Annotated in this window: 15 protein-coding genes (1 of these 15 only partly in view); 4 read left to right on the top strand and 11 right to left on the bottom strand. The window is 49.3% G+C overall.

Annotation, left to right across the window (positions count from 1 at the left end; translation table 11 throughout):
- The 4 genes from Mal48_RS13750 to Mal48_RS13735 form a co-directional block, all read right to left on the bottom strand.
- A protein-coding gene (locus Mal48_RS13750) for a translation initiation factor (protein WP_145200443.1) crosses the window boundary here: on the bottom strand, positions 1-42 show its 5' end (the start). The gene continues 300 nt to the left of window position 1, outside the view; 42 of the gene's 342 nt are visible here — the first part of the coding sequence; its start codon is at positions 40-42; its stop codon lies beyond the left edge, outside the window.
- A 258-nt stretch (positions 43-300) separates the two neighbouring features.
- Entirely contained in the window at positions 301-1074 is a 774-nt protein-coding gene (locus Mal48_RS13745) for a biotin--[acetyl-CoA-carboxylase] ligase (RefSeq protein WP_145200441.1), read from the bottom strand.
- Positions 1075-1132: 58 nt separating this feature from the next.
- Entirely contained in the window at positions 1133-2068 is a 936-nt protein-coding gene (locus tag Mal48_RS13740) for a sugar phosphate isomerase/epimerase family protein (protein ID WP_145200438.1), read from the bottom strand.
- Between the two features lie 76 nt (positions 2069-2144).
- Complete coding sequence (locus Mal48_RS13735) at positions 2145-2390, bottom strand: hypothetical protein (RefSeq protein WP_145200435.1); 246 nt, start codon at positions 2388-2390, stop codon at positions 2145-2147.
- A gap of 410 nt (positions 2391-2800) precedes the next feature.
- On the opposite strand from Mal48_RS13735, the gene Mal48_RS13730 reads away from it, so the two are divergent.
- Positions 2801-3631 (top strand): leucine-rich repeat domain-containing protein, encoded by an 831-nt coding sequence (locus Mal48_RS13730; RefSeq protein ID WP_145200432.1) that lies wholly within the window; start codon positions 2801-2803, stop codon positions 3629-3631.
- A 106-nt stretch (positions 3632-3737) separates the two neighbouring features.
- On the top strand, positions 3738-5591 hold the full coding sequence (locus Mal48_RS13725; protein ID WP_145200430.1) for a sulfatase-like hydrolase/transferase: 1854 nt from the start codon (positions 3738-3740) through the stop codon (positions 5589-5591).
- Between the two features lie 159 nt (positions 5592-5750).
- On the opposite strand, the gene Mal48_RS13720 is transcribed toward Mal48_RS13725, so the two are convergent.
- Together Mal48_RS13720 and Mal48_RS13715 are read right to left on the bottom strand one after the other, a co-directional pair.
- The gene (locus Mal48_RS13720; RefSeq protein WP_197441701.1) at positions 5751-8219 is read right to left on the bottom strand and encodes a DUF1549 domain-containing protein; all 2469 of its coding nucleotides are present in this window, start codon (positions 8217-8219) and stop codon (positions 5751-5753) included.
- A gap of 288 nt (positions 8220-8507) precedes the next feature.
- Positions 8508-8834, bottom strand: a complete 327-nt coding sequence (locus tag Mal48_RS13715) for a hypothetical protein (protein ID WP_145200427.1) — start codon at positions 8832-8834, stop codon at positions 8508-8510.
- Between the two features lie 369 nt (positions 8835-9203).
- On the opposite strand from Mal48_RS13715, the gene folK reads away from it, so the two are divergent.
- Positions 9204-9920, top strand: a complete 717-nt coding sequence (gene folK / locus Mal48_RS13710; RefSeq protein WP_145200424.1) for a 2-amino-4-hydroxy-6-hydroxymethyldihydropteridine diphosphokinase — start codon at positions 9204-9206, stop codon at positions 9918-9920.
- Between the two features lie 78 nt (positions 9921-9998).
- Here the strand turns inward: folK and Mal48_RS13705 are convergent, their stop codons facing one another.
- Positions 9999-11429 (bottom strand): sigma 54-interacting transcriptional regulator, encoded by a 1431-nt coding sequence (locus Mal48_RS13705; protein ID WP_145200421.1) that lies wholly within the window; start codon positions 11427-11429, stop codon positions 9999-10001.
- Positions 11430-11954: 525 nt separating this feature from the next.
- Here Mal48_RS13705 and Mal48_RS13700 point away from each other — a divergent pair.
- A complete protein-coding gene (locus tag Mal48_RS13700) occupies positions 11955-15773 on the top strand; it encodes a mechanosensitive ion channel domain-containing protein (protein ID WP_145200418.1) in 3819 nt (1272 codons plus the stop codon).
- Between the two features lie 49 nt (positions 15774-15822).
- Here Mal48_RS13700 and Mal48_RS13695 read toward each other — a convergent pair whose 3' ends face one another.
- The 4 genes from Mal48_RS13695 to Mal48_RS23300 all read right to left on the bottom strand — a co-directional run bounded on the left by Mal48_RS13695 (position 15823) and on the right by Mal48_RS23300 (position 21556).
- Positions 15823-17286 (bottom strand): ATP-binding protein, encoded by a 1464-nt coding sequence (locus Mal48_RS13695; protein ID WP_197441700.1) that lies wholly within the window; start codon positions 17284-17286, stop codon positions 15823-15825.
- Positions 17287-17537: 251 nt separating this feature from the next.
- Positions 17538-18938: an aminodeoxychorismate synthase component I gene (gene pabB, locus Mal48_RS13690; protein WP_145200415.1), complete on the bottom strand. Its 1401-nt coding sequence runs from the start codon at positions 18936-18938 to the stop codon at positions 17538-17540.
- Positions 18931-20382, bottom strand: coding sequence for a DUF6513 domain-containing protein (locus Mal48_RS13685; protein ID WP_145200412.1), 1452 nt, complete (start codon positions 20380-20382; stop codon positions 18931-18933). Before Mal48_RS13685 ends, pabB begins: the two co-directional genes overlap by 8 nt.
- Positions 20383-20746: 364 nt before the next feature.
- Positions 20747-21556: a hypothetical protein gene (locus Mal48_RS23300; protein ID WP_197441699.1), complete on the bottom strand. Its 810-nt coding sequence runs from the start codon at positions 21554-21556 to the stop codon at positions 20747-20749.
- Positions 21557-22275 lie beyond the last annotated feature (719 nt).

Raw genomic sequence — 22275 nt, 5'->3', positions numbered from 1 at the left:
GCGAAGCGGACGATCAAATTCTGTACCTTCAAAGAGTCGCATTGGGATCGCTTCTTGAAATTCTGAGGAGAATAAAGATTTCCAGAGACTGTAGTCCTCAACAATGAAAATGCCAAGATTGCACGCCGAACCGGAAGAACATATTGGTTTAAGCTATGTCCCTGTGAATCAAATTATCGCGTCTGATTCAGCAGGAAAACAGTATCGTTTTTCAAGCTGGTGTTCGAGTTCTGCCTCGTCGCGAACACCTGATTCTCTGGTGTACGTATTCTTCACGGGCTCAAGGTGGAGCAAGCTGATCTATTCATCAATCAGAGTGATCGTTCCGGCAAGGAATCTTTGCGGTCCATTGACGGTATTCATGCGTAAAGCTCCATCGTCATCAATGCCCTGACACATGCCAAAGACCGTCGATTGAGAATTTTCGATACAAATTTGTTTCCCCGTGAGGAAGCACTGCTCTTTCCATCGGTTGAGAAGTTGTTCCAGTTCATCGTGAAAACGCTCAAATCCTCGCTCCATGGCATTGAGAATTTTGATCAGCAGGATTTCTAGAGAAACTGGTTGTCCAACCAGGTCGATCAGAGATGTTGCACGATTGCGGACATCCCCCGGAGCATTAGCCAGCGAATTGTTGGCGTTGACCCCAATTCCGATGATGACCAGTTCCGGCCGAGCGGGAATCGACTCAATCAAAATGCCGCAGATTTTTTTTTGGTCCGCATAAACATCGTTCGGCCACTTCAATTGAATCGATGCTTCTGGACAGGTTGAGCGCAATCCATCACCAATTGTCAAACCGACAATCAATGACATGAGTGGCCACGCATCCTGCGGGATGCGGAACTGGCTAGGATTGAGGATCAGTGAAAACGTCAGGCTCCCCTCGGCTCCCCACCAGCGATTCTGCCCGCGTCCACGTCCGCCTGTTTGAAGATCAGCTCCGATAAGCACCGGGAAATCGGAGTGTCTTTCAATCGTCTTCAAAGCGTGCGTATTGGTCGAGGAGACTTCTTTCAGCCACTCAATGGACTCGACAAAGGTCTCCGCCTGTAGTCTTTGAGGATTGATCATCGGATTCAAATTCAAAAGGTCAATTCCGCAAAATTCAAGCGTGCTCTTGTGCAATTTCTTAGGCAATCAAACTTTCGAGCGATTCACGCGATGCATTGATCTCTTTTGTCACATCTTCGAGCTTTGGAAGAATTGGGATTCCGCGAGGGACGGGGTGCATGAAGATTTCGGTGCGTCCCTGATAATTGATTGTCTTCAGCGAAGCGAGAATCGGTTTCCAGTCAAGCGGGCCACGATGCGGAAGCTGCATGAGTTCCTGTTCTTTGGGAAGTTTTTTCATACATCCCATGCCATGTTCCCAAGCCTGAAAGTGAACCAGTCGAGGGCCGAGATCTTCAATCAGCCCGCCAATGAGTTTCGGGTCCTGCGGAAGGTGATAAGGTGCCATCGCCAAGCCGATGTTGGGCGAATCGACGAGGTCAAAAAGCATGCGAATTGAGTCCGGAGATGCGATCAATCCCCCGCCGTGGTTCTCGACTCCGATTGTCACGCCGATTTCTTCAGCCGCTGCAATGTGTGGTTTCAGCTTCTCAGCGAACTTGTTGACTTCTGTTTTCAATTCGCTGCCTTCGAGGTTCTTTGGTCCTCCGGTGTTACAGATGACCATATCCCCGCCGAGACGTTTAACGAGTTTCATCTCGGGCTGCATTTTGAAAATGCCATACTTGAAGCAAGTGAAGCTCCCGAGTTTGACGTGATGTTCATCGAGCAGATCGATGAACTTTTCTTCGCCCATTTCGTCAAGTTGTTCTCGTTGGTTTCCGTGCGGTGTCGCCCAGATTTCCAGATGTGTTGCGTTACTTTTGGGGACTTCCGGAACGATTTGAGAAAGTGGCAGCTTTCCATACATGCAGGATGCGACAATATAATTCAACTTGAATTTTTTATTGTCTGCCGGTTGCTGAGCATCAGCTGCGCATAAAGACGCCGCAGGAATCAATGATGATCCGGCGGCGATAGCTGTTCGACAAAAATCTCGACGATTGAATTGCATGGGTTTTCCTGTCAGTTCGAATAGTAGCTGAGACGTTGGTTGGTGTCTCAGCAAAATCATTCTGACCGAAAAGATATCAATTCAAGTGTGCGTTGTCTTGGCTATCATCAATATCGTCCTGCATGGCATCCCATGCACTGAAAGCATCGAAGACGTCTTTGGACGCCAAGACGGCATCTTCAGTTCCGACGATCAACTGGATTCCAATGTTCCCAAGCAGGCAGCGAATTTCGCGAATGACCGGGAGCGGTGCGACCAGGGTGTTTTCTGGAAGGTCGTCGCATTGTCTGAGTTCCAGGCTCACTAAATCAGGAGTAAACATTCGGGGTTCCTGCTGGGTTATACTCTTCGTTGTCATATCAAAAGTAGACGTCGTGCCTCGCTGGTACGGCGATATGGTGTCGTCGAGAGGTCGGAACTTCAATGAATCTTTGCTAAAGATGGACAGTTTCCAAGAATCCCGGTACGCAGAAAGGTATTGCCCAGTGTGTGCAAAAGAAGCGACCTGGAAAGATTGAAGACACTGACTGATTTGGGAAACTCATAACGATTGTTCCGGTCAGGCGAGACAAACCGAATGAAAACGCTTAGTCTGATTCTCTGGTGGTAGACCTGTTCTGTTTACGAGACTTGATCCGGTTTTTATCCTCATTGAAATAGACAACAGGGCTCGGCGTGCGATCTATTGCCTCCGAACCTGAAAAGAATTGAAAACGTTAAGGAGATTTCAAAATGCGATGTTTCAAAATGACAGCGCTCGCGGCTTTGGTCGCTCTGTCCCCGATTTTTGCGTTTGCACAAGACGATGCCCCCAATCCCGAGGCTGTCGCAGCCATTAAGGCACTCGGCGGTAACGTCATGCGCATTGCCCAGAACGACGATCGTTTAGATGTGACCCTGCACTTGGCAGACAAAGATGTGACAGATGAAGCACTCGTGCATGTTGCGAAATTGCCAAACGTGGCCTGGCTCAACTTGGCAGGAACAAAAATCACAGACGCAGGATTAGCTCACTTAAGTGGTCTGAAATCGCTGGAAAAATTACATCTGGAAAAAACATCTGTTGGTGACGCCGGAGTGAAGCATCTCGCTGGCCTGGACAAACTTGTGTATCTCAATCTCTATGCAACACAGGTGAGTGATGCCGGCCTGAAACAGCTTGAAGCAATGAAGAGTTTGAAACGTGTTTACCTTTGGCAATCCAAAGCAAGTGAAGCAGGAATTGCAGCTGTCCGTAAAGCACTTCCTGAAGCGAAGGTAATTGCAGGAGTTGAACTGAAACCTGTCGCACCACCAAAAGAAGAGGCTAAGAAGGAACCAAAGAAAGAAGCAGCCAAAAAGCCTGAGCCGAAAAAACCTGAGCCGAAAAAAGAGGCCAAGCCAGCTGAAAAGAAACCAGAGCCAAAGAAGGAAGCTGAGAAGAAGCCTGAAGCCAAAAAGCCTGCTGCTGAGAAAAAAGAGGCTGAGAAAAAAGAAGCTCCGAAAACCGAAGAAAAGCCAGCAGAGGCTCCTAAAACTGTAGAAAAAGCAGCTGAAGAAAAGCCAGCTGAGAAGAAGGATTAAAACTCAACTGTTCGAGGCGTGCTCGCGACTATTCGCCGGAACCTGACAGGTCGATCCATGTCAGGGGCCGGCATGATTTGTGGTCTGAATTCGATGGAATAAGAGAATGATGAGACGATTTGTTTTTGTTTTTTTCGTAGTGTGTTCCGTTTCGAATCAGGTTTTCGCCAATGAGCAACCCAACATTCTTTGGATTGTCGTTGAAGATGCCTCACCGCATCTTTCGTGTTATGGTGAAACGACTATCGAGACCCCGAATCTGGATCGCCTTGCAGACGAGGGAGTCAAGTTTACGAATGCTTTCGTGACTTGTCCGGTCTGTTCTCCGAGTCGGTCGGCGATGGTCTCCGGAATGTTTCAGACAACTCTCGGTGCTCATGCACATCGAAGTCAGAGGGTTTCCGGAAAGTGGTCTGCCGAGTTGAATCCTTATGCGAAATCGTATTCGCTGCCTGAAGAGATTCAGCTGATTCCAAGTCTGTTCCGAAAGGCTGGCTACTTTGTTGCCAACGGGGGAACAGGAAAAACGGATTACAACTTCACGAGTGAGTCAAAACTTTATGACAGTAAAAGTTGGTCGGACTCTCCTGACGGGAAACCGTTTTTTGCTCAAATTCACTTGCGAGGCGGAAAGTTCAGGGAAGCCAAGGTTGAGGGAGGCGTCGATCCGAACAGCGTCCAGCTTCCGCCATACTATCCAGATTCGGAAGTCATCCGAAAAGATTGGGCGAAGTACCTGAACTCCTGGATTCAGGTTGATAATGAAGTTGGCAAGATCGTTGCGGATCTTGCGAAAGCAGGCAAACTGGATTCGACAGCCATTTTTTTCTGGACGGATCACGGCATTAGCCACGCCCGTGGAAAACAGTTCTTGTACGACGAAGGGATTCATGTCCCTTTAATCGCTCGACTTCCTCAAGCAGAGCAAGCGGGGACCGTCCGAGACGATCTTGTCCTCCACATTGATGTGGCGGCAGCATCATTGCGGCTGGCAGAGATTGAGATTCCTGATTACGTCCAAGGGAAACCGATCTTCGACGAAAATTATCGTCCGCGGAGGCGAGTCTTTGCAGCTCGCGATCGATGCGATGAGACGGTCGACATCATTCGATGTGTACGAACGAAACGGTTCAAATACATCCGAAATTTTCTGCCGCATATTTCACACATGCAACCCAATCAGTACAAGGACGGAAAAGAGATTCTGAAGGAGATGCGCCGTCTTCATAAGGAAAAGAAGCTCTCCAAAGTTCAATCACGAATCTACGCTCCCAGACGCCATCCAGAAGAGTTGTACGACCTTGAAGAAGATCCATTCGAGACCAATAATCTCCTCGCTGGAACCATGGATGAAAAACGTGCGTACCGTGATACCGCAAATGTCATGCGGTTGGCACTTTATCAATGGATGGTTGATTCGGGGGACCTGGGGCTGATTCCAGAACCAATTCTCGAAGAATTGGGGCGCGAAGCGGGATCGAAGTATGCCGTTCGTGGACCTAAAAAGACCAGTCGATTGATTTGGAAACTGATTTCGACAATCGAAGAAAAAGAACGTAGAGACCAAGCCGGTTTATTGAAGGGGTTGAACGATGATCATCCCGCTGTTCGTTGGTGGGCTGCGACCGGATTGGGAACGATGCGTCTGAGCAAAGAGGAAAAACAACAAGTTCTCGATGCCCTCAGCAGTTCGCTTGAAGATCCTTCAGTTGGCGTTCGCGTTGCCGCCGCTGAGGCCCTCTGTTTGCAGGGAGAGACCAAAGCTGGATTGCCGGTGTTGACGAAAGAGCTGGGGGCCGAAAACCGTCCCGCGGGGATGTACGCGATTCGAGGTTTAGAAATCCTCGGGAAGAAGTCAAAACCTGCTCTCCCGGAAATCCGCAACGCTCAGAAAATCCCGTACGATGTAACGCGAAGAATCGCAGATCGACTTGTCTTCACCCTTGAGCAGAATCACTGAGAGTTCGGTTTTCTTACATCCCATCGCTGGGAGGTGAGACCTTCTGTGCTGACTCGGACGAGCTGTAGTTCAATAGGGTGTCGCGCTTGATAAGGTTTACGAAATTGGCATTCAGATTCTGCCTCACGACAGAATCTGAGCACCAATTCGAAAGATACTCTAATGGTTGAACAAGAACTCTTTAGAGTTCAGGAGCGTCCAGAGTACGTCTTCGTAGAATTGCCGAGGCGATTCTGCTTCCTTCTCAAACGATTTCAACGCCTGAATTTCTTCAGGTCGAGGGAAACGAGAGAGGGCCGCCAGATATAATTGTTCGATTGCTGCGTCGGATTCGACTTTGTCTTTCGTCAGCGACTCAATACGACCCGCTTTGTCAGCCAGTTTCCTGGCAAGAATTTCTCCGTTCAGTGTATGTAATGCCTGTGCAAGGTTTTCATCAGGCATGCGTTCGCATTCGCACACGCTGACTCGACGAGGCTTTCCGAAGACGGTGAGAAAGTAATCTGGATATTCACCATCTGGGAGTTCGATTGCTCGGGTCCCCGGCGGGAGGCTTTTGAATTTCGTTTGCGATTTTGTGACTTGATCAATCGCGTCGAGAAGCGGTTCAGCGGAAAGACGTTTCACGTAGTAGTGGCTATAAAATTTGCTGTCTGTTTGGTTTTGCGACGTCGGGACCGAACTCAATTGATACAGGCGTGATGTCATGATGACTCGCATCAATTGCTTTACGTCAAAATCGGAATCGATGAAGTGCTGCGCCAAACGATCGAGGAGTTCAGGGTTTGTTGCCGGGTTCGTTTCGCGCATGTCGTCGACTGGTTCAACGAGTCCCCGGCCTAAAAGGTATGAGGTATAGCGGTTCGCAATCGACTTCGCGAAGAGACTGTTTTCCTTCGATGTGAGCCAATCTGCGAGTGGAATTCTGCGGTCGAGTGGATGGTCGGATTCGACATGGTCGAGCGTCTTCGGGACAAGGTTCTTGCGTGTCTTCGGGTGCCGTACTTCACCAGAGTTTTTCACAATGACGACGGATTCACGACCGAACAGCCCGAATTCTTCGCTGTTCTTTGTTCCAACGCGTGAGAAGAAGGCTGCAAAGGAGTAGTAGTCTTCCTGGCTGTATTTTTCAAAAGGATGGTGATGGCATTTTGCACAACCGAGTCGGAGTCCCAGGAAAATTTGTGTTGTCGCTTCTGCGAGATCAGAGGAATTTGAATTGATTCGGAAATAGCTCGCCGGTCCACTTGAGTAGATCGAACCTTTGGCGGTGACCAGTTCACGGGTAAACTGGTCGATCGGCTTGTTGGTTCGGAACGATTCCTTGATCCAGTTGTGCATGGCCCACATGCGTTGTTCATCGGCAGCGGCTCCACGGCTGGAATTGCGTAATAGGTCTGACCATTTCAAAGTCCAGAGTGCCGCGTAGCGGTCGTTGTAGCGATCGAGACTGGGATTCCCGGTAAGGCCAAGCAGGCGGTCAACAAGTTGTTCCCGCTTGTTTGGAGATGTGTCGTCGAGGAACTGCTGCGTTTCTTCTATTGTTGGGATTGAGCCGACTGCATCCAGGAATGCACGTCGCACGAATGTGGCATCATCACACAACGGAGACGGGGTGATTCCGAGCTTTTCGAATTTACTTGATGCGAGCTCGTCCACAAAATTGTTGTTCTGCCAATCGGCAAGATGAGAATCTCCATAAGGTGTCATGAACAAAACGTTCTGTGCGAAGTTCTCGAAGCGAACGAGAATTGAGGTTTGCCCCAACCCGGCCGAGGTAACAAGTCCATTGTCGGAGACGGAAACAACCCCATCGTCGAGGGAACTGTACTTTGCCCAGTGTGTCACATCCCGTTTTGAGTCGTCCGAATAGGTCGCGACCACCCGCAATTGTTGCAGATGTTCGGGTGAGATGATTTTCTCTTTCGGGAAGACTTCAAGTTGAGTCACTCTGATCGATTTTTGATCTGGCCCCGGCGCCTGATTACGAATCCAGTTGAGCAATATTTGATAGTCCGGAGAACCTGCCTGTAAACGCTTTCCACCACCATGGGCGACTTGCATTGTCGGTTTTTTTAGGAATAGGCTTCTTTCAGGATCAATGAAATTGACTCGCCGCTGCGATCGGTCGGTAACAATCGCTTCCCGGTCTTTCTGGGGATCGAAACTGAAGACAGACAGGATAAAACCACCTTTTCCATATTGGCTTGCATGGCATGCTCCAGAGTTGCACCCGGCACGACTCATGATCGGTTGGACATCTGTCAGGTAATTGATTTCGGGCGTTTCTTCGACTCCAGTGACAGTTACCGGAACCTTTGAGATTTTCTCACCGACCTGAATAGTGATCTCCGCTGTCCCGTTCATCACAGCCAGCAGCTGTCCCTCAGAAGAGACCGTCACGATGTTCTCATCCGACGATGTGTATTCCGCTTGTTGTGTTAAATCGCCTGCCGAGATCGCCTTCGCAGCATCCAGTTTAGGCGAGACGAGAAGTTGCGCGCGATCGAAAGCCCCTGAGAGCGTGACTTCAGCAGGTTCAATCTGAAGCGAGGCTTCCTCAGCTCCCAAAGCAATGTTGGCAATCAACAAAAAGATACTGATTCTCATTGAAATCATTCGTAACATGGCAGGGGCTCCTCGAAAAGGAGACGGGAGGGTGGGGGGATTGCGTGACTCTTATCGTGCGACCTTCATGTTGAAGAAAGCATTCGACTCACGCATCAGACAAAATTATTGCATCAAGCTCAGCGAAGCACTACCCCAAGGAGCTTCTCCCCGAAGAATTCGAAGCGAATCATCGGCTTCTCAAGCTGCCGTCCGAACGGTATTTTGGGGCAGGTTTAAAGAAAGACCACCGTATCGTCGCCTAGATTGGAATGCGCTTGACGAAGCCAAGAATCCAACTACTGAGAGCTAACGACTCGGGAGGGGCATGACATTATAGATCTCGCCTTCCGCAGACCTGATGGTCAATCTTCCACCGCCAGCAAAGCCTGACGAGGCACTAATGACTTCCTCACCCGAAGCGTCATTGATTACTAATTGAGGCTCTGTGCCCAGCTCCATTTCTTTAGAAGAACCGAGGCGAACTCTCTCTACTCCAATATTATCAATGATCCGCAACTCTCTTGCTACAATGACTCCGCTGGGAGTTTCCGGAACCCCCTGGAATGCATTCCATACGAACAACACGGCGACACATACCCACAACAAAATTCTTTCAGTCTTCGCATCAAACATTTCACGCTTCTTGAATCTATTCACTGATTAAAACTGTTGAACCTCGCGTCAATCGTAGCCTAACAATTACATTACTAGCAAATTCGAAAGCCCTGATCACCGGATTTTCAGTCCGGTAGTCAAACTGACAAAAACGCGAGAGATGAAACTTACATCTTAAGGGTGATAATAGAATGAAGTTGTGGCTCTGAAAAGATCCTCCCTATGCTGAATCTGAATAAGTCTTTTTCGCGTTTTTTCATTTATGAATGATCCTAGGAAACGTTTACTCGTTCCAGATTTATCGCGAGGACTGAGGGGATTGTTGCCTGGAATATTGTCCCTATTGGAATATTCATATCGTTCACTGATTCATCTTTGGAATTTTTCATGCCGGAAGCTTTGATAGCACTTGGAGGGAATTTGGGAGAGGTCGCTTCAATCATGAACGAAGCGATTGAGCTTTTGAATGCCCATCCTCAAGTGGCTGTCACTGCTAAGAGTCGGCTTTATTCCACGCAGCCCGTGGGCATAGAAGCTGGCGATCCATTTCTAAACTCAGCGGTGACAGCGAATGTTGACTTGGAACCCGTTGAACTACTGAACTTGCTTCAACAAATTGAAAATCAACTGGGGCGAAAGCGTTCGAAGCATTGGGGGCCACGCTCCATCGATTTAGACTTAATCCTGGTAGAGCAATACGTACTCAAAACTCCCCATTTAACCATTCCTCACCCAGCCTGTTTCTATCGTCGTTTTGTCCTCGATCCTGCTTGCGATGTCGCTGGAGAGTGGATTCATCCACAGTTTGGCAAGTCGCTGGCTGAGTTGCGAAACTCTCTCCAAGTTCGGCCGCTCGTTGTCGCTGTGGATGGGGACGATTCACTCCGAACAGAGCTTGCGAAATCCGTTGATCCCAAAATCATTCAGATCGTCGAACCATCGGAGATGGCAACAAGTTTGTGCCTCACTGCGACCGGTAATGCCAACGAGATGACCGGGGGCCTACAAGTTGTTCCACTTCCGCTTACTGAAAATCAGGTCGAGTACGCGAAGCAAATCCTCGTTGCTGCCACCGACGAGCCTGAAGTGCTGGGAGAATTTTGAACAGATCGGCGAACGCATTTCTCTAGTAAAAATCTGTTCGCCACGAGGCAGATCCTGCAAACCAATTCGAACGGTACTCTAGTCTCCGTAGACAAACTGCCCGAATCGCATTTGGCGGTTCAAGCGGTTGTGTGCATAGAGACCTTCTAGGATAAACTCTGCGATTGCGGCCCGAATCCCGGCGGCCGATGAGCCTTCGCTCTGTTCTGGTGCCAGGTCAGCTGAGATTTGTGTCAGTTGGTCTTCGAAACCCCGGATCTTTTCCATCTCGCTTAAGAACTCAGACGTACCAGACTCGGGGTCAAGTTTGAGGCGATGTCCAGAGTTGAAATGCTCGACGACATTGGAGAATCGTTTAGGGGAAAGGTATTGATCGAACAGGTTTTTGATTGCTTCCTCAATGAGGCGATGGATCAGCAAGTCTTCGTCGCCGGTCTCTTCGGAGAGTCCGAGTTCGATTTTTCCGCGAGAGCTGGGAGCCATCCAGAAAAGATCACTCACGCGGGCAACTGGGACATCTTCGCCGTGAACCAGCGAACGCCGCTCGGCATTGGAAATCAAAGACTCCAGGTTTGCGATCGACATCCGCACACTGACACCAGATGCCTGATTCACGTGTGGGCTGGTGCGCGCCAGTCGACTCATTTCTTCCACGATTTCTTTCAGGAACGTTGGGACGATCACATCTTTGCCATCTTCGTCTCGAGTGGCCCAGGCTTGTTCGTCAAGAATTTGAATTCCAAGTTCGCGTTCGAGTGGATAGTGAGTCCGGATCACTGAGCCAATGCGGTCTTTCAGCGGAGTTACAATGCGACCACGGTTGGTGTAATCTTCAGGGTTCGCAGAGAAAACCATGCAAACATCGACCGGCAATCGAACAGTAAAGCCTCGGATTTGCACATCTCGCTCTTCGAGGACGTTGAAGAGTCCGACCTGAATTTTAGGAGAGAGGTCGGGAAGTTCGTTCATGCAGAAGATTCCCCGGTGGCTACGTGGGATGAGTCCGAAGTGCATGACGTCTTCACTCGACAAGTGGCGACCTTCAGCGTGCTTGATCAGGTCGACTTCTCCGATTAAGTCGGCAATGGTCACATCGGGAGTTGCGAGCTTTTCGAGGTAACGCTCTTCGCGGGAAATCCACTCGATGGGAGTTTGGTCTCCCTGATTCTGGACAATATCACGGGCGAAGCGGGAGATCGGACTCAAGGGATCATCGTGAATTTCTGAACCGGAGACGATCGGGATTGCTTCATCCAGGAACTGCGTGAGCATACGCAGCATGCGTGTTTTTCCTTGTCCTCTCAGTCCGAGGAACAGCAGGTCATGCTTCGCCAGTATGCCGTTCACGATCTGTGGAATGACGGTTTCATCATATCCCAGAATTCCGGGGAACAATGTTTCCTTGTTTCTGAGTTTTGAAATCAAATTTCGTCTCATTTCAGTTTTGACTGAAATGGTCTGATAGCCTGATTCTTTAAGTTCACGCAGAGTCGTCGGACGGTTGGACATTCAGTATACCGTTAGTCAGTAATGGTCCGTCTCTCACAAAATGCCACTCCGTATCCGGGTCCTTGGCACACCAACAAGTGAGCCAGATTCCTCAAACCGCAGGGCATTCAGAGTTCGACAGAGTAGAAGCGGAAATAGTGGAAGTTTCTTCATTCTGATTCTACGCATTCGCGGATGACTTCCAACACCGAGACGCCAAAATCGTTCGATCCTCAAGAACTTGTCTCATCGAATGTTGCTGATGTAGTCACCCGGTTTTCGATATTGACCAATTTGGGAACTCGTCGTAGAAAAGAATTTCCACTCATCAATTCTGATGATCCCTTCGCTGCTCTGCACTTCCCATTGACACATCTTAATTTGCTGACACTTCCATTCATTTGAATCTCTCTTTCGGTCTTTCCATTGCTGAAAGTTGTTCCTCCAGCGGTCATCTTTCATTGAGGAGTTTTTGATCGAAGTGTTGCAGTTCACTGATGAGACGAATGGGGTGCAAGTTCTCCTCCAACCTGTTTCGAGTCCAGAATGTCCTGTTTCTACGCACCGCGTCAGACGTTTCTGCAAGTTGCTTTTTTCGCGATTTTTCTTCTCGTTCGGCAACAATCTCTCTGCGCTCAGGATCTCGTTCCGATTTCAGCATCTGCTGAAAATGAAGTGGATCTCTCATCACCGGATTCCGTTTTCCCTCCAGGTCCGTCTCACTCAAATCTTTGGCAATCTCTGGATTCAAAGCAGTTCAACACGGACTCTTTCTCTGGCAGGCGAGAAGATGTTCAGGGGATGCTATCAGCTCAGTCTGAAGCTGAAACTCAGCCCGCAACCGAGCCTGAGCACAATCCGATTCAGACCGTGAATTATCAAGAAGTTGAGAATTCAGGCCCTGCAATTCAGTCAGCTGAGAAGAAGACGGCCCAAGTTGCCGTTGCTCCAAAACCGGCAACAACTGCCGAAGCACCTTCCCCGAACACTGAAGCCGAAGAAAAACCGGGAATTCTGACGGCAGAAGAAGTCACACGTCGACGTTCCGCTGTCGAACTGCAAACGGAATTAGCAGACGAAACCAAAGCTCAGATTCTTCAATTCTATGATCGTGCGCTCGAGTCGCTGAAACTTCACAGCGAGTCCGTAAAGAAAACTGCTGAGCTGAAAGGGGAACGTGAACGGGGACCAGAAGCGATTAAAGAAAAGAAAGCCTTTCTGGAACGCCCGGCACTGAAAACCGATCTTGAAATCTCCAAGCAGACAAGTCTTTCGGAACTGGAACAGCAAAGGTTGGCGGAAGAAGAACTGGCAAACGAAGTTCGAAGAAAAATCGAGACCTGGGAAGCCAAGGCGAAAGTTCGAGCAGAACGAAAACCGCAAATGCCGGCGATTCTGGAAAAGACAAAGCAGCAACTCGAAGAACTTCAGAATGCAATCAAAGCGCCTCCTGTTGATGGAGAGTCGCCAGCACTGACGCTGGCTCGGAAAACAGATCAAGAAGCTTTATTGATCTTGTTGCAACAGCAACTCGAACAGACTCGAGTCGAGCAATCTCGCTATGAGGCGCTGACAGAACTCTTCCCGCTCGAACGTGATGAGCTCATGCGAAAAAAGAGTTTTCATGAGAAGCGATTAGAAAACTGGAAATTGGCGATTGCAGAAGCGAGAAGAGCTGAAAGTGAGAGACAAGCCCGAGAAGCGAAAGAAAAACTGCGAAACACTCACCCAGCTTTGCGGCAATTGGCCGAGCGAAACACAGATTTGACACAACAGCGGAAAACTGTTCAGGCAGAACTCGTCACTGCTGAGAAGCTGCTAAAAGAAATCGTGGAGAAGAGTGATGAAATCTCCAAGAACTTTGAGGATCTTCGAGATAAGGAAAACCTCGGAGCATTGTCCACCGGAGCGGGAATGTTGTTGCGCAATCAGCGACATCGGCTTCCTTCACCAGCCAAGTTTCGCCGACATCAACGGACCGCTCAAAAAGAGATCACACGGTTGCAGCTAGAGAGAATGCCACTTCAAGATGAGCGTGATCATCTTGGCGACTTTGAAACGCAAATCGAAGCAATCCTTGCCGAGGTCGGAACGCAGCGTACGATTTCGGACGATGAAATCCGTGAAACTGCGCGTGATCTTCTCAATGATCGCCAGACTTATCTCGACGCCCTACTGAACGACACCGGCACTTTGCTGATGACTCAGGGGGAAATCGATGTGAAGAGTCAATTCCTGACAGCGGAAATTACGGAGTACCAAAGCTTCATCGATGAGCGAATTCTCTGGATTCCGAGTGCAGGGATCGTCAATTCGTCGACTTTTACGAGAACACTTGCAGGGACACGAGACATCTTCTCAGCGGAGAATTTCGTTGTTTCATACAATGTCCTCAAGCAGGATATTCTGCTGCACAAATATCTCTATCTTACGGCATTGTTCGCTGCAATTTCCGTATTGGTTTTTCTACAGCGTATTCGAGTCTTGATTGCCGCACTCGGAAAGAAGTCCAAGAGTCAATTGACCTCAAACGTCACTGCGACACTTTCTGCGTTGGGGCTGACCTTGATGATCTCTTCCGTCTGGCCTGTATTGATTTGGCTAATTGGTTGGAGATTGACATCCGTCTCAGCGAATGATTTTACGTTTGCATCTGGAATCGCATTGCAAGTCACTGCCATCGCGTTTTGGACGATGGAAGTTTTGCGTCAGATTTGTCGTAAGAAAGGAATCGCGGAAACATTTTTGAAGTGGTCACCGGGATCAATCTCCGCAGTCCATTCACATTTACTCTTCCTGATCGCAGTCAGTTTGCCGCTGATGTTTTTGAGTACAGTTTCCAGCGTTTATAACGAAGGTTTCTGGGCAGACTCTTTAGGCCGAATTTCCTTCATTGCCTTCTGTGGCGTGTTGATGATGGCTTCGATGAAGATGCTGAGACCGACAGGGCAAATCCTGGGGCATCTTCTGCAAGGGAACCCCGACGGGTTGATGTATCGCACCCGGAAATTCTGGTATCCCCTCAGCATTCTCTCGCCTTGTGCGTTGGGAATCATGGCTGGAGTTGGCTATCAGTACACGGCTGAGCAGCTACTTGTACGACTTCAATTTACGTTCTGGCTCTCGATTTCCATTGTGATCGCCTACACAATCATCACGCAGTGGCTCCTCGCCGCGCGGCGTCAAATCGCGATGGACCATGCCCGAGCTCGTCGCGCAGCTGCGATGGAGTCGAATTCCGAGGCATCTGGAGAGAACGGGAGCAGTCCAGTCCCACCGGTTGATAAACCACAAGTTGATCTTTCAACATTGAACCAGCAAATGGTGCGACTGCTTCGAGTCACCGCATGTGTGGTGATGCTCAGTGGGAGTTGGATGATCTGGTCACAGGTTATGCCCGCGTTGCATGTGTTCAACCGTATCGAACTCTGGAGTACCGCTGTCACTGTCGTTGAGTCGCATACTATCGACGGGGAAGAAACGCTGCGGACCGTCACCAAGCAGAAGTGGATTACTTTCGGGAATTTGCTGTTCGCTGCGGGAATCGTCACCGTCTCCATTTTTGGAAGTAAAAACTTACCCGGATTACTGGAGCTCTCTCTTCTCCAACGCTTGCCCCTTGATCATGGAGAACGAAACGCAATCACAACGCTTTGTCGATATGCCTGTGTTTTGATCGGGATGATTGTCGCTTGTAAAACGATGGGAATTGGCTGGTCCAGCGTCCAATGGCTGGTGGCTGCTTTGACGGTGGGGCTTGGATTTGGACTCCAGGAAATCTTCGCTAACTTTGTTTCCGGATTGATTATTCTCTTCGAACGACCGATTCGAATCGGCGACGTTGTGACAATTGATAATGTCACCGGCAGCGTTTCGAAAATTCAAATCCGAGCGACAACAATCATCGATTGGGATCGCAAAGAATACATCGTTCCCAACAAAGAATTCGTAACGGGCAGGCTGCTGAACTGGACTCTCTCTGACAAGACAAACCGCGTTGTCATCAACGTTGGTGTTGCATACGGAGCCGAGACTGATTTGGCATTGGAGATTCTCAATCGCGTTGCACAGGAAAACCCAGTTGTGCTTAACGATCCAGCTCCGATTGCTTCCTTTGAAGGCTTTGGCGACAGCACTTTGTCGTTCAACCTCAGAGTCTACTTGCCGAACCTCGACAATAGGCTGAAAGTCATTACCGACTTGCATCTGACGATTGATCGCGAATTCCGGAAAGCTGGAATTGAAATTGCATTCCCTCAAATGGATTTGCACATTCGCAGTGTGAACTCAGAGTCGCCGGTGATTCCATCGTTGGAGCAACGGCGTGCAGAGTTGGATGACTTAAATGAATCGAAAGCTGCGTAATGAGAGACGTGTCGCGCAGATCGAGTTCGAATTTGAGTTCGTGACCGGATTACATCATTGAGAAATAATTGTCGACAGCGAAGTCGAAAGCTTCCTTCGTGACCTTTTTGGGAAGCTTTCGATAGACACAAAAGTTTCGCACCTGAAGTAACAGGTCGCGCGGCTGACAGTTTCGAAACGGACGTTGTTTCGGGATGTAATGTGTATCAATCAGGTACTCAACCGCCTCGGGATCGTTGATGAGCCCGACTTTCGGAGCCATGATGTCGAACAACTTCACAAAGTGTTCAGGAAGCGGATCGGGAACCTGAATCTTGTACGGGATTCGGCGCAGGAACGCTCCGTCCACCAGATCGTTCGGTTCCAGATTTGTTGAAAAGATAATCAGCTGATCGAATGGAACCTGAACTTTCTTTCCGCTCGGCAAGTTCAAGTAGTCGAACCGTTTTTCGAGTGGGACGATCCACCTGTTGAGCAAGACCTCGACCGGCATGGTTTGTCGACCGAAATCGTCGATCACCAGTGTTCCGCAGTTACTCTTCAATTGCAGTGGCGATTCGCAAATTTTTGTAATCGGATTTTGGGTGACTTCGAGTTCCTTCATCGTGAGTTCACCCCCCGCGACAATCGTGGGGCGTTTAATTCGTACCCAACGCGGGTCGACTCCAGAAAGGTCGAAGATCGTTTCGTCTTCGTCATCGAAGACAATTTCATGGACACCCGGGTCGAAGAGTCGAATCAAATCACCATCGATTCCAAGAGTTCGAGGAATCCAGACAGTGTCACCAAAGCACGATGTGATTCGTTCCGCGATACTGGTTTTTCCATTTCCCGGTTCCCCAAACAAGAACATTCCTCGGCCCGAGTTGATCGCCGGTCCAAGTTTGTGAAACATCTCTTTGCTGATCAGCAGGTCAGAGAACGCTCGATTTAAGTCCTGTTCGGTTGCTTCCATACCAGCGATGGTTTGCATGGCCATCGAATGGAGATACTCGGGAAGTCCAACTGGAGCAGCGCCGTAGTAGCTGCACTCTATTGCATATTTTCGTGCTCGTTCTCGTCCGAGATCAGTGATTCCAAAAACGTAATCTCCCATTTCAGCTGCGTTCTTGAACGTGATCAGCTGATCATTCTTCCAGACTTTCAATAAGGGAAATAGAATTCCGAACGGAATCGCAATTTGAGCACTGATTGAACGTCCGGCAGCGGAGCCTTTTTGAAGCAGGAATTTCAGGACGAGTTTTTCAATTTCGTCTGCGCTCAGTTTTGTTTCGCTGAGGGTCTCCGGGATCTTTGGCTTGAATGAGATCTCTTCGTCGTCGGCGTTTCCCAATAACGAATGTACGCGTTCAAACAGTTCCTCAAGTTGTTTGTTTCCTCGAATCGCATCATGGGCCAGGATTTTTTCGGCTGGTTGTTCCTCGTTCGCATCATCTTCTTCAGGACCAGTCACTGACTGGAATCCTTCAAGAAGTTCGTCCATTGAAAAATCTTCTTCTTGATGAGTCGACATTGAGAGCCGGTCCGAAAAGTTAGAGAGAAAGGAGATCACACGCTTTGAAAGTCGCTGAGTTCACCCATCGTGATAATCAAGCGGCTTCAGCCCTGAATGTAAAAACCTATGTCGGCAGCCGATGTGGTCAAATCACAACATTCAATGAATGGGAACTTGTGCTCATTCGGAACGAACGAACCGCTACAACCGAGATAACACGAACGGAAGTGCAACTTCGCAAGACATTGAGAGAGTTCGGCGAGAAAGAATTACTTCATAATCGATTTCAAGGCCGCTCGGATTCCAGCAGCTTTATGGTCTGTTTCCTCATATTCCGACTGCGGATTCGATTGCGAGACGATTCCGCCACCTACGGGAAAGACAAGTTTGTCCCCCTGTTTTGTGAGCGTTCGAATGAGAATACTGCTGTCGGCGGTTCCATCAAATCCGCAATAAAACAGGCTCCCGCAATAAGGGCCTCGGGCGACTTGTTCCAGTTCGCTGATGATTTCCATCGCGCGAATTTTCGGAGCCCCTGTGATCGAACCACCGGGAAACGTCGCTGCGATGACATCCCAGAATGAGACGTCGTCTTTCAACTCGCCGACAACTTCTGAAACAAGATGTGTGACCGTTTCATAACTCTCAATAGTGCAAAGTTCAGGGACTCGAATCGTCCCCGGTTTGCAGACTCGCGAAAGATCATTTCGTAAGAGGTCAACAATCATCACATTCTCAGCTTGGTCCTTCTCGCTTTCGCGGAGTTCATCGCGCGTGAATAAGTCTGCCTCAGGAATCACGCGTCGCTGACGTGTCCCCTTGATAGGACGTGTGCGAACGAAACGTCCATGCTTCTGAATAAATCGTTCGGGAGATGACGAGAGGACAGCCCAGTCAGCCTGTTGAAACAATCCAGCAAATGGGGCGGGATTATGTTGTCGGAGCGAAGTGTAAATTTCGAGAGCAGAATGTTGCGTGTGCGTCATCAGTTGTTGAGACAGGTTTGCCTGGAAAATATCTCCCGCGATGATGTAATCGATGACTCTCTGGACGACATCCAGATATTCTTCCTTTGTGAAATTGCTCTCAATATTGAATTCAAACTCTAGTGGTTGAGGGGCCAGTTGCGAATTGCTTTGACTGCTTTGATGGCGAGATTGATTCAGAAGTTGTTCGCTCAGCTCTTTGCATGTCGAGGCTGCCTTCGCTCTTCTCGCTTGCAAAGAAGTCTCCGGGAATCCATGCGCGATGACCCAGCACCGACCCTGCTGATGGTCCCAGGCGATGACCCAGTCATACATACCTACCACGCAAGCCGGAAGGTCGAACTCTTCACGGATTGGAACTGGCAGTCGTTCCCAGCAGCGACCCAAATCATATGAGAGCAAGCCTGCAAAGCCTCCTTGAAATGGGGGGAGTTCCGGGTGAGGAGTCGCTTTGAATTGCTCGCTCCATTTTTTGACATCCCGGAATGGATCAACACCATACTCAGGCGTATCAAGCAGGCTTGTCTGAATTGGATCGGCAGCGAGAAAAGAGTATCTCCCATGTAAATCATGACGCCGAACGCTCTCGAGCAAAACGAGATGATCGCGTTCTGAAAAAAGAGCGAGCGTCTCTTCAACGGACGGAGAGGGAATGATTTCACGGAAGAGAGGGAACTCAGGCATCAGGTTTCCTCGACTTGTTCGCAGAAGCTTTCTTTTGTTTTCGACGTTCGTGAACACTTTGTTCCGGAACGGTGAGGAACCCCCAATTCAGTGCCTGGTCCTGTCGATATTGCTTCCCCAATGTCAAAGCAGTGATCGCTTTGGCGAGCTCATAGCCGAGATAAAATGAATGATTCACGTCGAGGTTGGGATCGTGTGCGATGTAGTCATCAAAAATTTCAAACGCGTCGCGACCGTGCCAATATCCATCTCGATTCATGATGTGGATTTCATCGCGTTCCACGAAAATACGATAGTTCGCATCGCGAATTTCCTTCGCCATGTTCTCAAGAGTCGAAGCACCTAATTCACTCACCGTTGGATCGCGAAGCATCACCAATTCTGAAGTCACATGCTTAGGGAGTTGTCGATTCTCGACGGCGTGCTTCATCAGTTTACGAGCAAGATCAAACTCGCGAACTGCAGATTGACTCCACGGAATGACCTCCGTCGCCAACACGCTCTGAATTTTTAACTCCTGGCAAATCGCCGCGAAGAGTGCATTCAATCCGGCGCTGTCGACCTCTGTCATTTCGGTGAGATTTCCAATCCCCATCATGATCGGTTGCTCAGGGGCTTGTCGTCGAGCTTCGTAATATCGTGCCAGAGAAGCTGCGAATCCAAACCCGATCGGTTCTAGAATTGGATCGAGCCGATGAGGGCAGTTTGCCAGCTTGAACTTCTCGGCAGTCTCCCACATCGAACTTGTTTCTGCCGGATCGTCCGGAATGACGACAACTTCAACTCCAAGCTGCGACAGCCAGTCAACGTTTGTTGAATTGCAACTCAATACAAGTTCTGCACCTGCTTTTATCGCAGACTCCACTTCATATCGATCAAAGCTGTCGATCGAAATGCGAAACCCTTCAGCGATCAACATCGAGACAACTTCGCCTGTCTGCTGCCAACTCTCTCCCGGGATGCATCCGATATCGATCACATCGGCGCCGTCACGCCGGTATCGATTTGCAATCTCCAGAATCTCCTGATGTTTCAATCGAGGAGCGTGATTAATTTCGGCAATGATCTCGATATCGTAGCGATCAAGAGAGACTGGCCCGCGTGATTGTCGACCGAAAAACTCGGCGAGATCGAGAATGTCTTTCGGACCAAGTCGAAACGGAACCCCAAACCGATCGGAGAGGGGAGCGAGGTCTCCCTGACACCACCCCGGAACGAAAACCGCGTCGTATCCGCTCGGTTGGTCGGTGAGCTTGCGGTTCAACCAGTCGGCGTGAGTCAGAGCAGCAACAGAGATACCGACAACATGAACATCCGCAGCGAAGCCCATCGCTTGACTTACTTCTTCAACCACTTGGCGAGTGACCGCTTCTGCAAGACGTCCTGTAATAAACAGGATTTTCTCACCAGATTGTGGAACAAGATTAGGAGTTGAAGTAGTCATTCAGTTGAAAAACAGAACACTCTGTGAAAGATTTTGAAGCTGCTCGGACGACGGCTCTCTGAAGCCCTCGTAACGAGAGCAGATCTTCGTTGTACATCGTAGTACGTGGGGGAGGGTTTTCTGGTGGTCGCCTGACAGCATTCCCCTGTGATTTCTCACCGTGATTTCCGCCGTGATTTGTCTGATCGAACTCACCGCGCTGATCATTTTGATCTTCGCTGTCTCTTCAACGAAAAAAGTGGTCCGACCCACATTTGTAGATCGTACCACTCTCTGCAAAATTCGCTACAGCTCGGCCTCTTCTTCAAGACGCTTTCCCCAAGTTGGAGACTCATTTTGCCGAAGAGCCTCGCTATAACGGAGGTTACCAGACTGCCGATCTTGGAACGAGTTTTGGAGTTTTCGGCCAGACTGGTGCTTCAACGTATCTTCGAACGTTGTAAATCGCATGCGGGTTCGGATCGGTCACTTTGTCAGAGATTTCCGGTCCTTCCTCAAAGAGGGGCTCGTATTCCTGTGGACCAGAGGAGATCAGATATCCATCGTGATATTGAGGCTTCAAGTTTGAATGAGGAGCTCGCAATGGTTGGACTGTTCCCTCTTCGTAGATCTCTGTCGGACAACAATCTCGCTCGCCGATGTGTTTCGAGGCACCGCCACAACTATCACATGGGATCGGTTCGAGTTGCCCAGCGACGTTCGTTTCACCAACGGTCTGGCAACCATTAGCACAGCCACTCGAGCAGGGTGTATCGCATGGCGTTGCGCAAGGAGTTGTAGCGCGAGGTGCGGCATGGGGAGCTTTGTACTGAGTGTGACATGATTCGCAAGGTGTTTCACACGGCGTTTCACAAGGTGATTCGCACGGTGTCGCGCATGGCGTTGGGCAGCCGTCGTAGATCTCGGTAAAGTGAATTTCCGGTTCTTCGCAGTCTTCCAGAAACGCTGAGCCTGCCGTGAAAGCTTTGCAACCACGAAAACCGCTGTAGCTGAAAGACTGGTCGATCGATCGGAAACTGTCACCCAGGTCTTTGTACTCTTCGACGACGGCACCGCGCACGTGCGAAAGGCCAGCAATGACCCCCAGGACACCCACCGTACTGACGAGAACTAACTCGGCAGAGACAACAAAGCCAATTTCATCTTGCCAGAAGGCATTGAATAACGTGTTCATTTTTTCGCTCCACTTTGGATCGAGCACAGCGAATCGATAGAACGTGAGATTTCTTCGAGGAGTTAATCGGGAAGAAATCGAAAAAACCTCGCTCAACCAGGAGCAACGTCTTGCAGTGACGCACTCGACTTCGTGAGGACATGCCTGCCTCAATTCATTCGCAATCAACACGATTGCGAGCGGAAGAAGAGTGTCTCCTGGAATCGCGAGGATTCCGGGCGGTCTGGCCGCCCATGGCGAGGTCTCAGGTCGCCACACACGCTCTCACATGTTTGAAGAGGACTCACTATTACAAAACCTGCATTCAGTGGCCGTCATTTCAGAAATGAAAAAACGATTCCAATGGTCTTGTAAAGGCTCAAAATCTGCCTGTTGCATGCAGAGCAAATCGTCCTACTTCAACGCTTTTCTCAATCCAGCTCCAATAGGGTTTAAAACTTAAAATTGTTGAAATCCGTTCAGGTGTTTCGATCCTGACAATTCCTACAATTGGCATAACCCGTACCACCGGGGCTCTGTGGGGCAGTGGACAGCCTTCTTTGTTCTGTCTTAAGGTGTTTCATAGATATATGTTGTGTTGAATCTTCGTTTTGTTTGCAGTGTCTGAATACGCCGGCTGTAGCGGTTGTAGTGTTTGTGGCGGTGAACGTGGATGTGTCGATTGTGTCAAGAGTGCTGAACATTCCGGCGCCGGTGTTCAGACGATGGATTCCCTGAGT

Origin of the sequence: Thalassoglobus polymorphus, assembly GCF_007744255.1 — a bacterium.
In the GTDB taxonomy this organism is placed as follows: Bacteria; Planctomycetota; Planctomycetia; order Planctomycetales; family Planctomycetaceae; genus Thalassoglobus; species Thalassoglobus polymorphus.
Note: the sequence above shows the minus strand (reverse complement) of the source record. Positions and strands in the feature narration are given on the sequence as shown.

What these genes read in the sequence shown, in the direction of transcription:
- Mal48_RS13740 (WP_145200438.1), bottom strand. Translation starts at nt 2,068, where the DNA reads ATGCAATTCAATCGTCGAGATTTTTGTCGAACAGCTATCGCCGCCGGA.
- Mal48_RS13720 (WP_197441701.1), bottom strand. Translation starts at nt 8,219, where the DNA reads ATGTTACGAATGATTTCAATGAGAATCAGTATCTTTTTGTTGATTGCC.
- pabB (WP_145200415.1), bottom strand. Translation starts at nt 18,938, where the DNA reads ATGCCTGAGTTCCCTCTCTTCCGTGAAATCATTCCCTCTCCGTCCGTT.
- Mal48_RS13705 (WP_145200421.1), bottom strand. Translation starts at nt 11,429, where the DNA reads ATGTCCAACCGTCCGACGACTCTGCGTGAACTTAAAGAATCAGGCTAT.
- Mal48_RS13715 (WP_145200427.1), bottom strand. Translation starts at nt 8,834, where the DNA reads ATGTTTGATGCGAAGACTGAAAGAATTTTGTTGTGGGTATGTGTCGCC.
- Mal48_RS13725 (WP_145200430.1), top strand. Translation starts at nt 3,738, where the DNA reads ATGATGAGACGATTTGTTTTTGTTTTTTTCGTAGTGTGTTCCGTTTCG.
- folK (WP_145200424.1), top strand. Translation starts at nt 9,204, where the DNA reads ATGCCGGAAGCTTTGATAGCACTTGGAGGGAATTTGGGAGAGGTCGCT.
- Mal48_RS13745 (WP_145200441.1), bottom strand. Translation starts at nt 1,074, where the DNA reads ATGATCAATCCTCAAAGACTACAGGCGGAGACCTTTGTCGAGTCCATT.
- Mal48_RS13735 (WP_145200435.1), bottom strand. Translation starts at nt 2,390, where the DNA reads ATGTTTACTCCTGATTTAGTGAGCCTGGAACTCAGACAATGCGACGAC.
- Mal48_RS13730 (WP_145200432.1), top strand. Translation starts at nt 2,801, where the DNA reads ATGCGATGTTTCAAAATGACAGCGCTCGCGGCTTTGGTCGCTCTGTCC.
- Mal48_RS13695 (WP_197441700.1), bottom strand. Translation starts at nt 17,286, where the DNA reads ATGTCGACTCATCAAGAAGAAGATTTTTCAATGGACGAACTTCTTGAA.
- Mal48_RS13685 (WP_145200412.1), bottom strand. Translation starts at nt 20,382, where the DNA reads ATGACTACTTCAACTCCTAATCTTGTTCCACAATCTGGTGAGAAAATC.
- Mal48_RS13700 (WP_145200418.1), top strand. Translation starts at nt 11,955, where the DNA reads ATGTCCTGTTTCTACGCACCGCGTCAGACGTTTCTGCAAGTTGCTTTT.
- Mal48_RS23300 (WP_197441699.1), bottom strand. Translation starts at nt 21,556, where the DNA reads ATGAACACGTTATTCAATGCCTTCTGGCAAGATGAAATTGGCTTTGTT.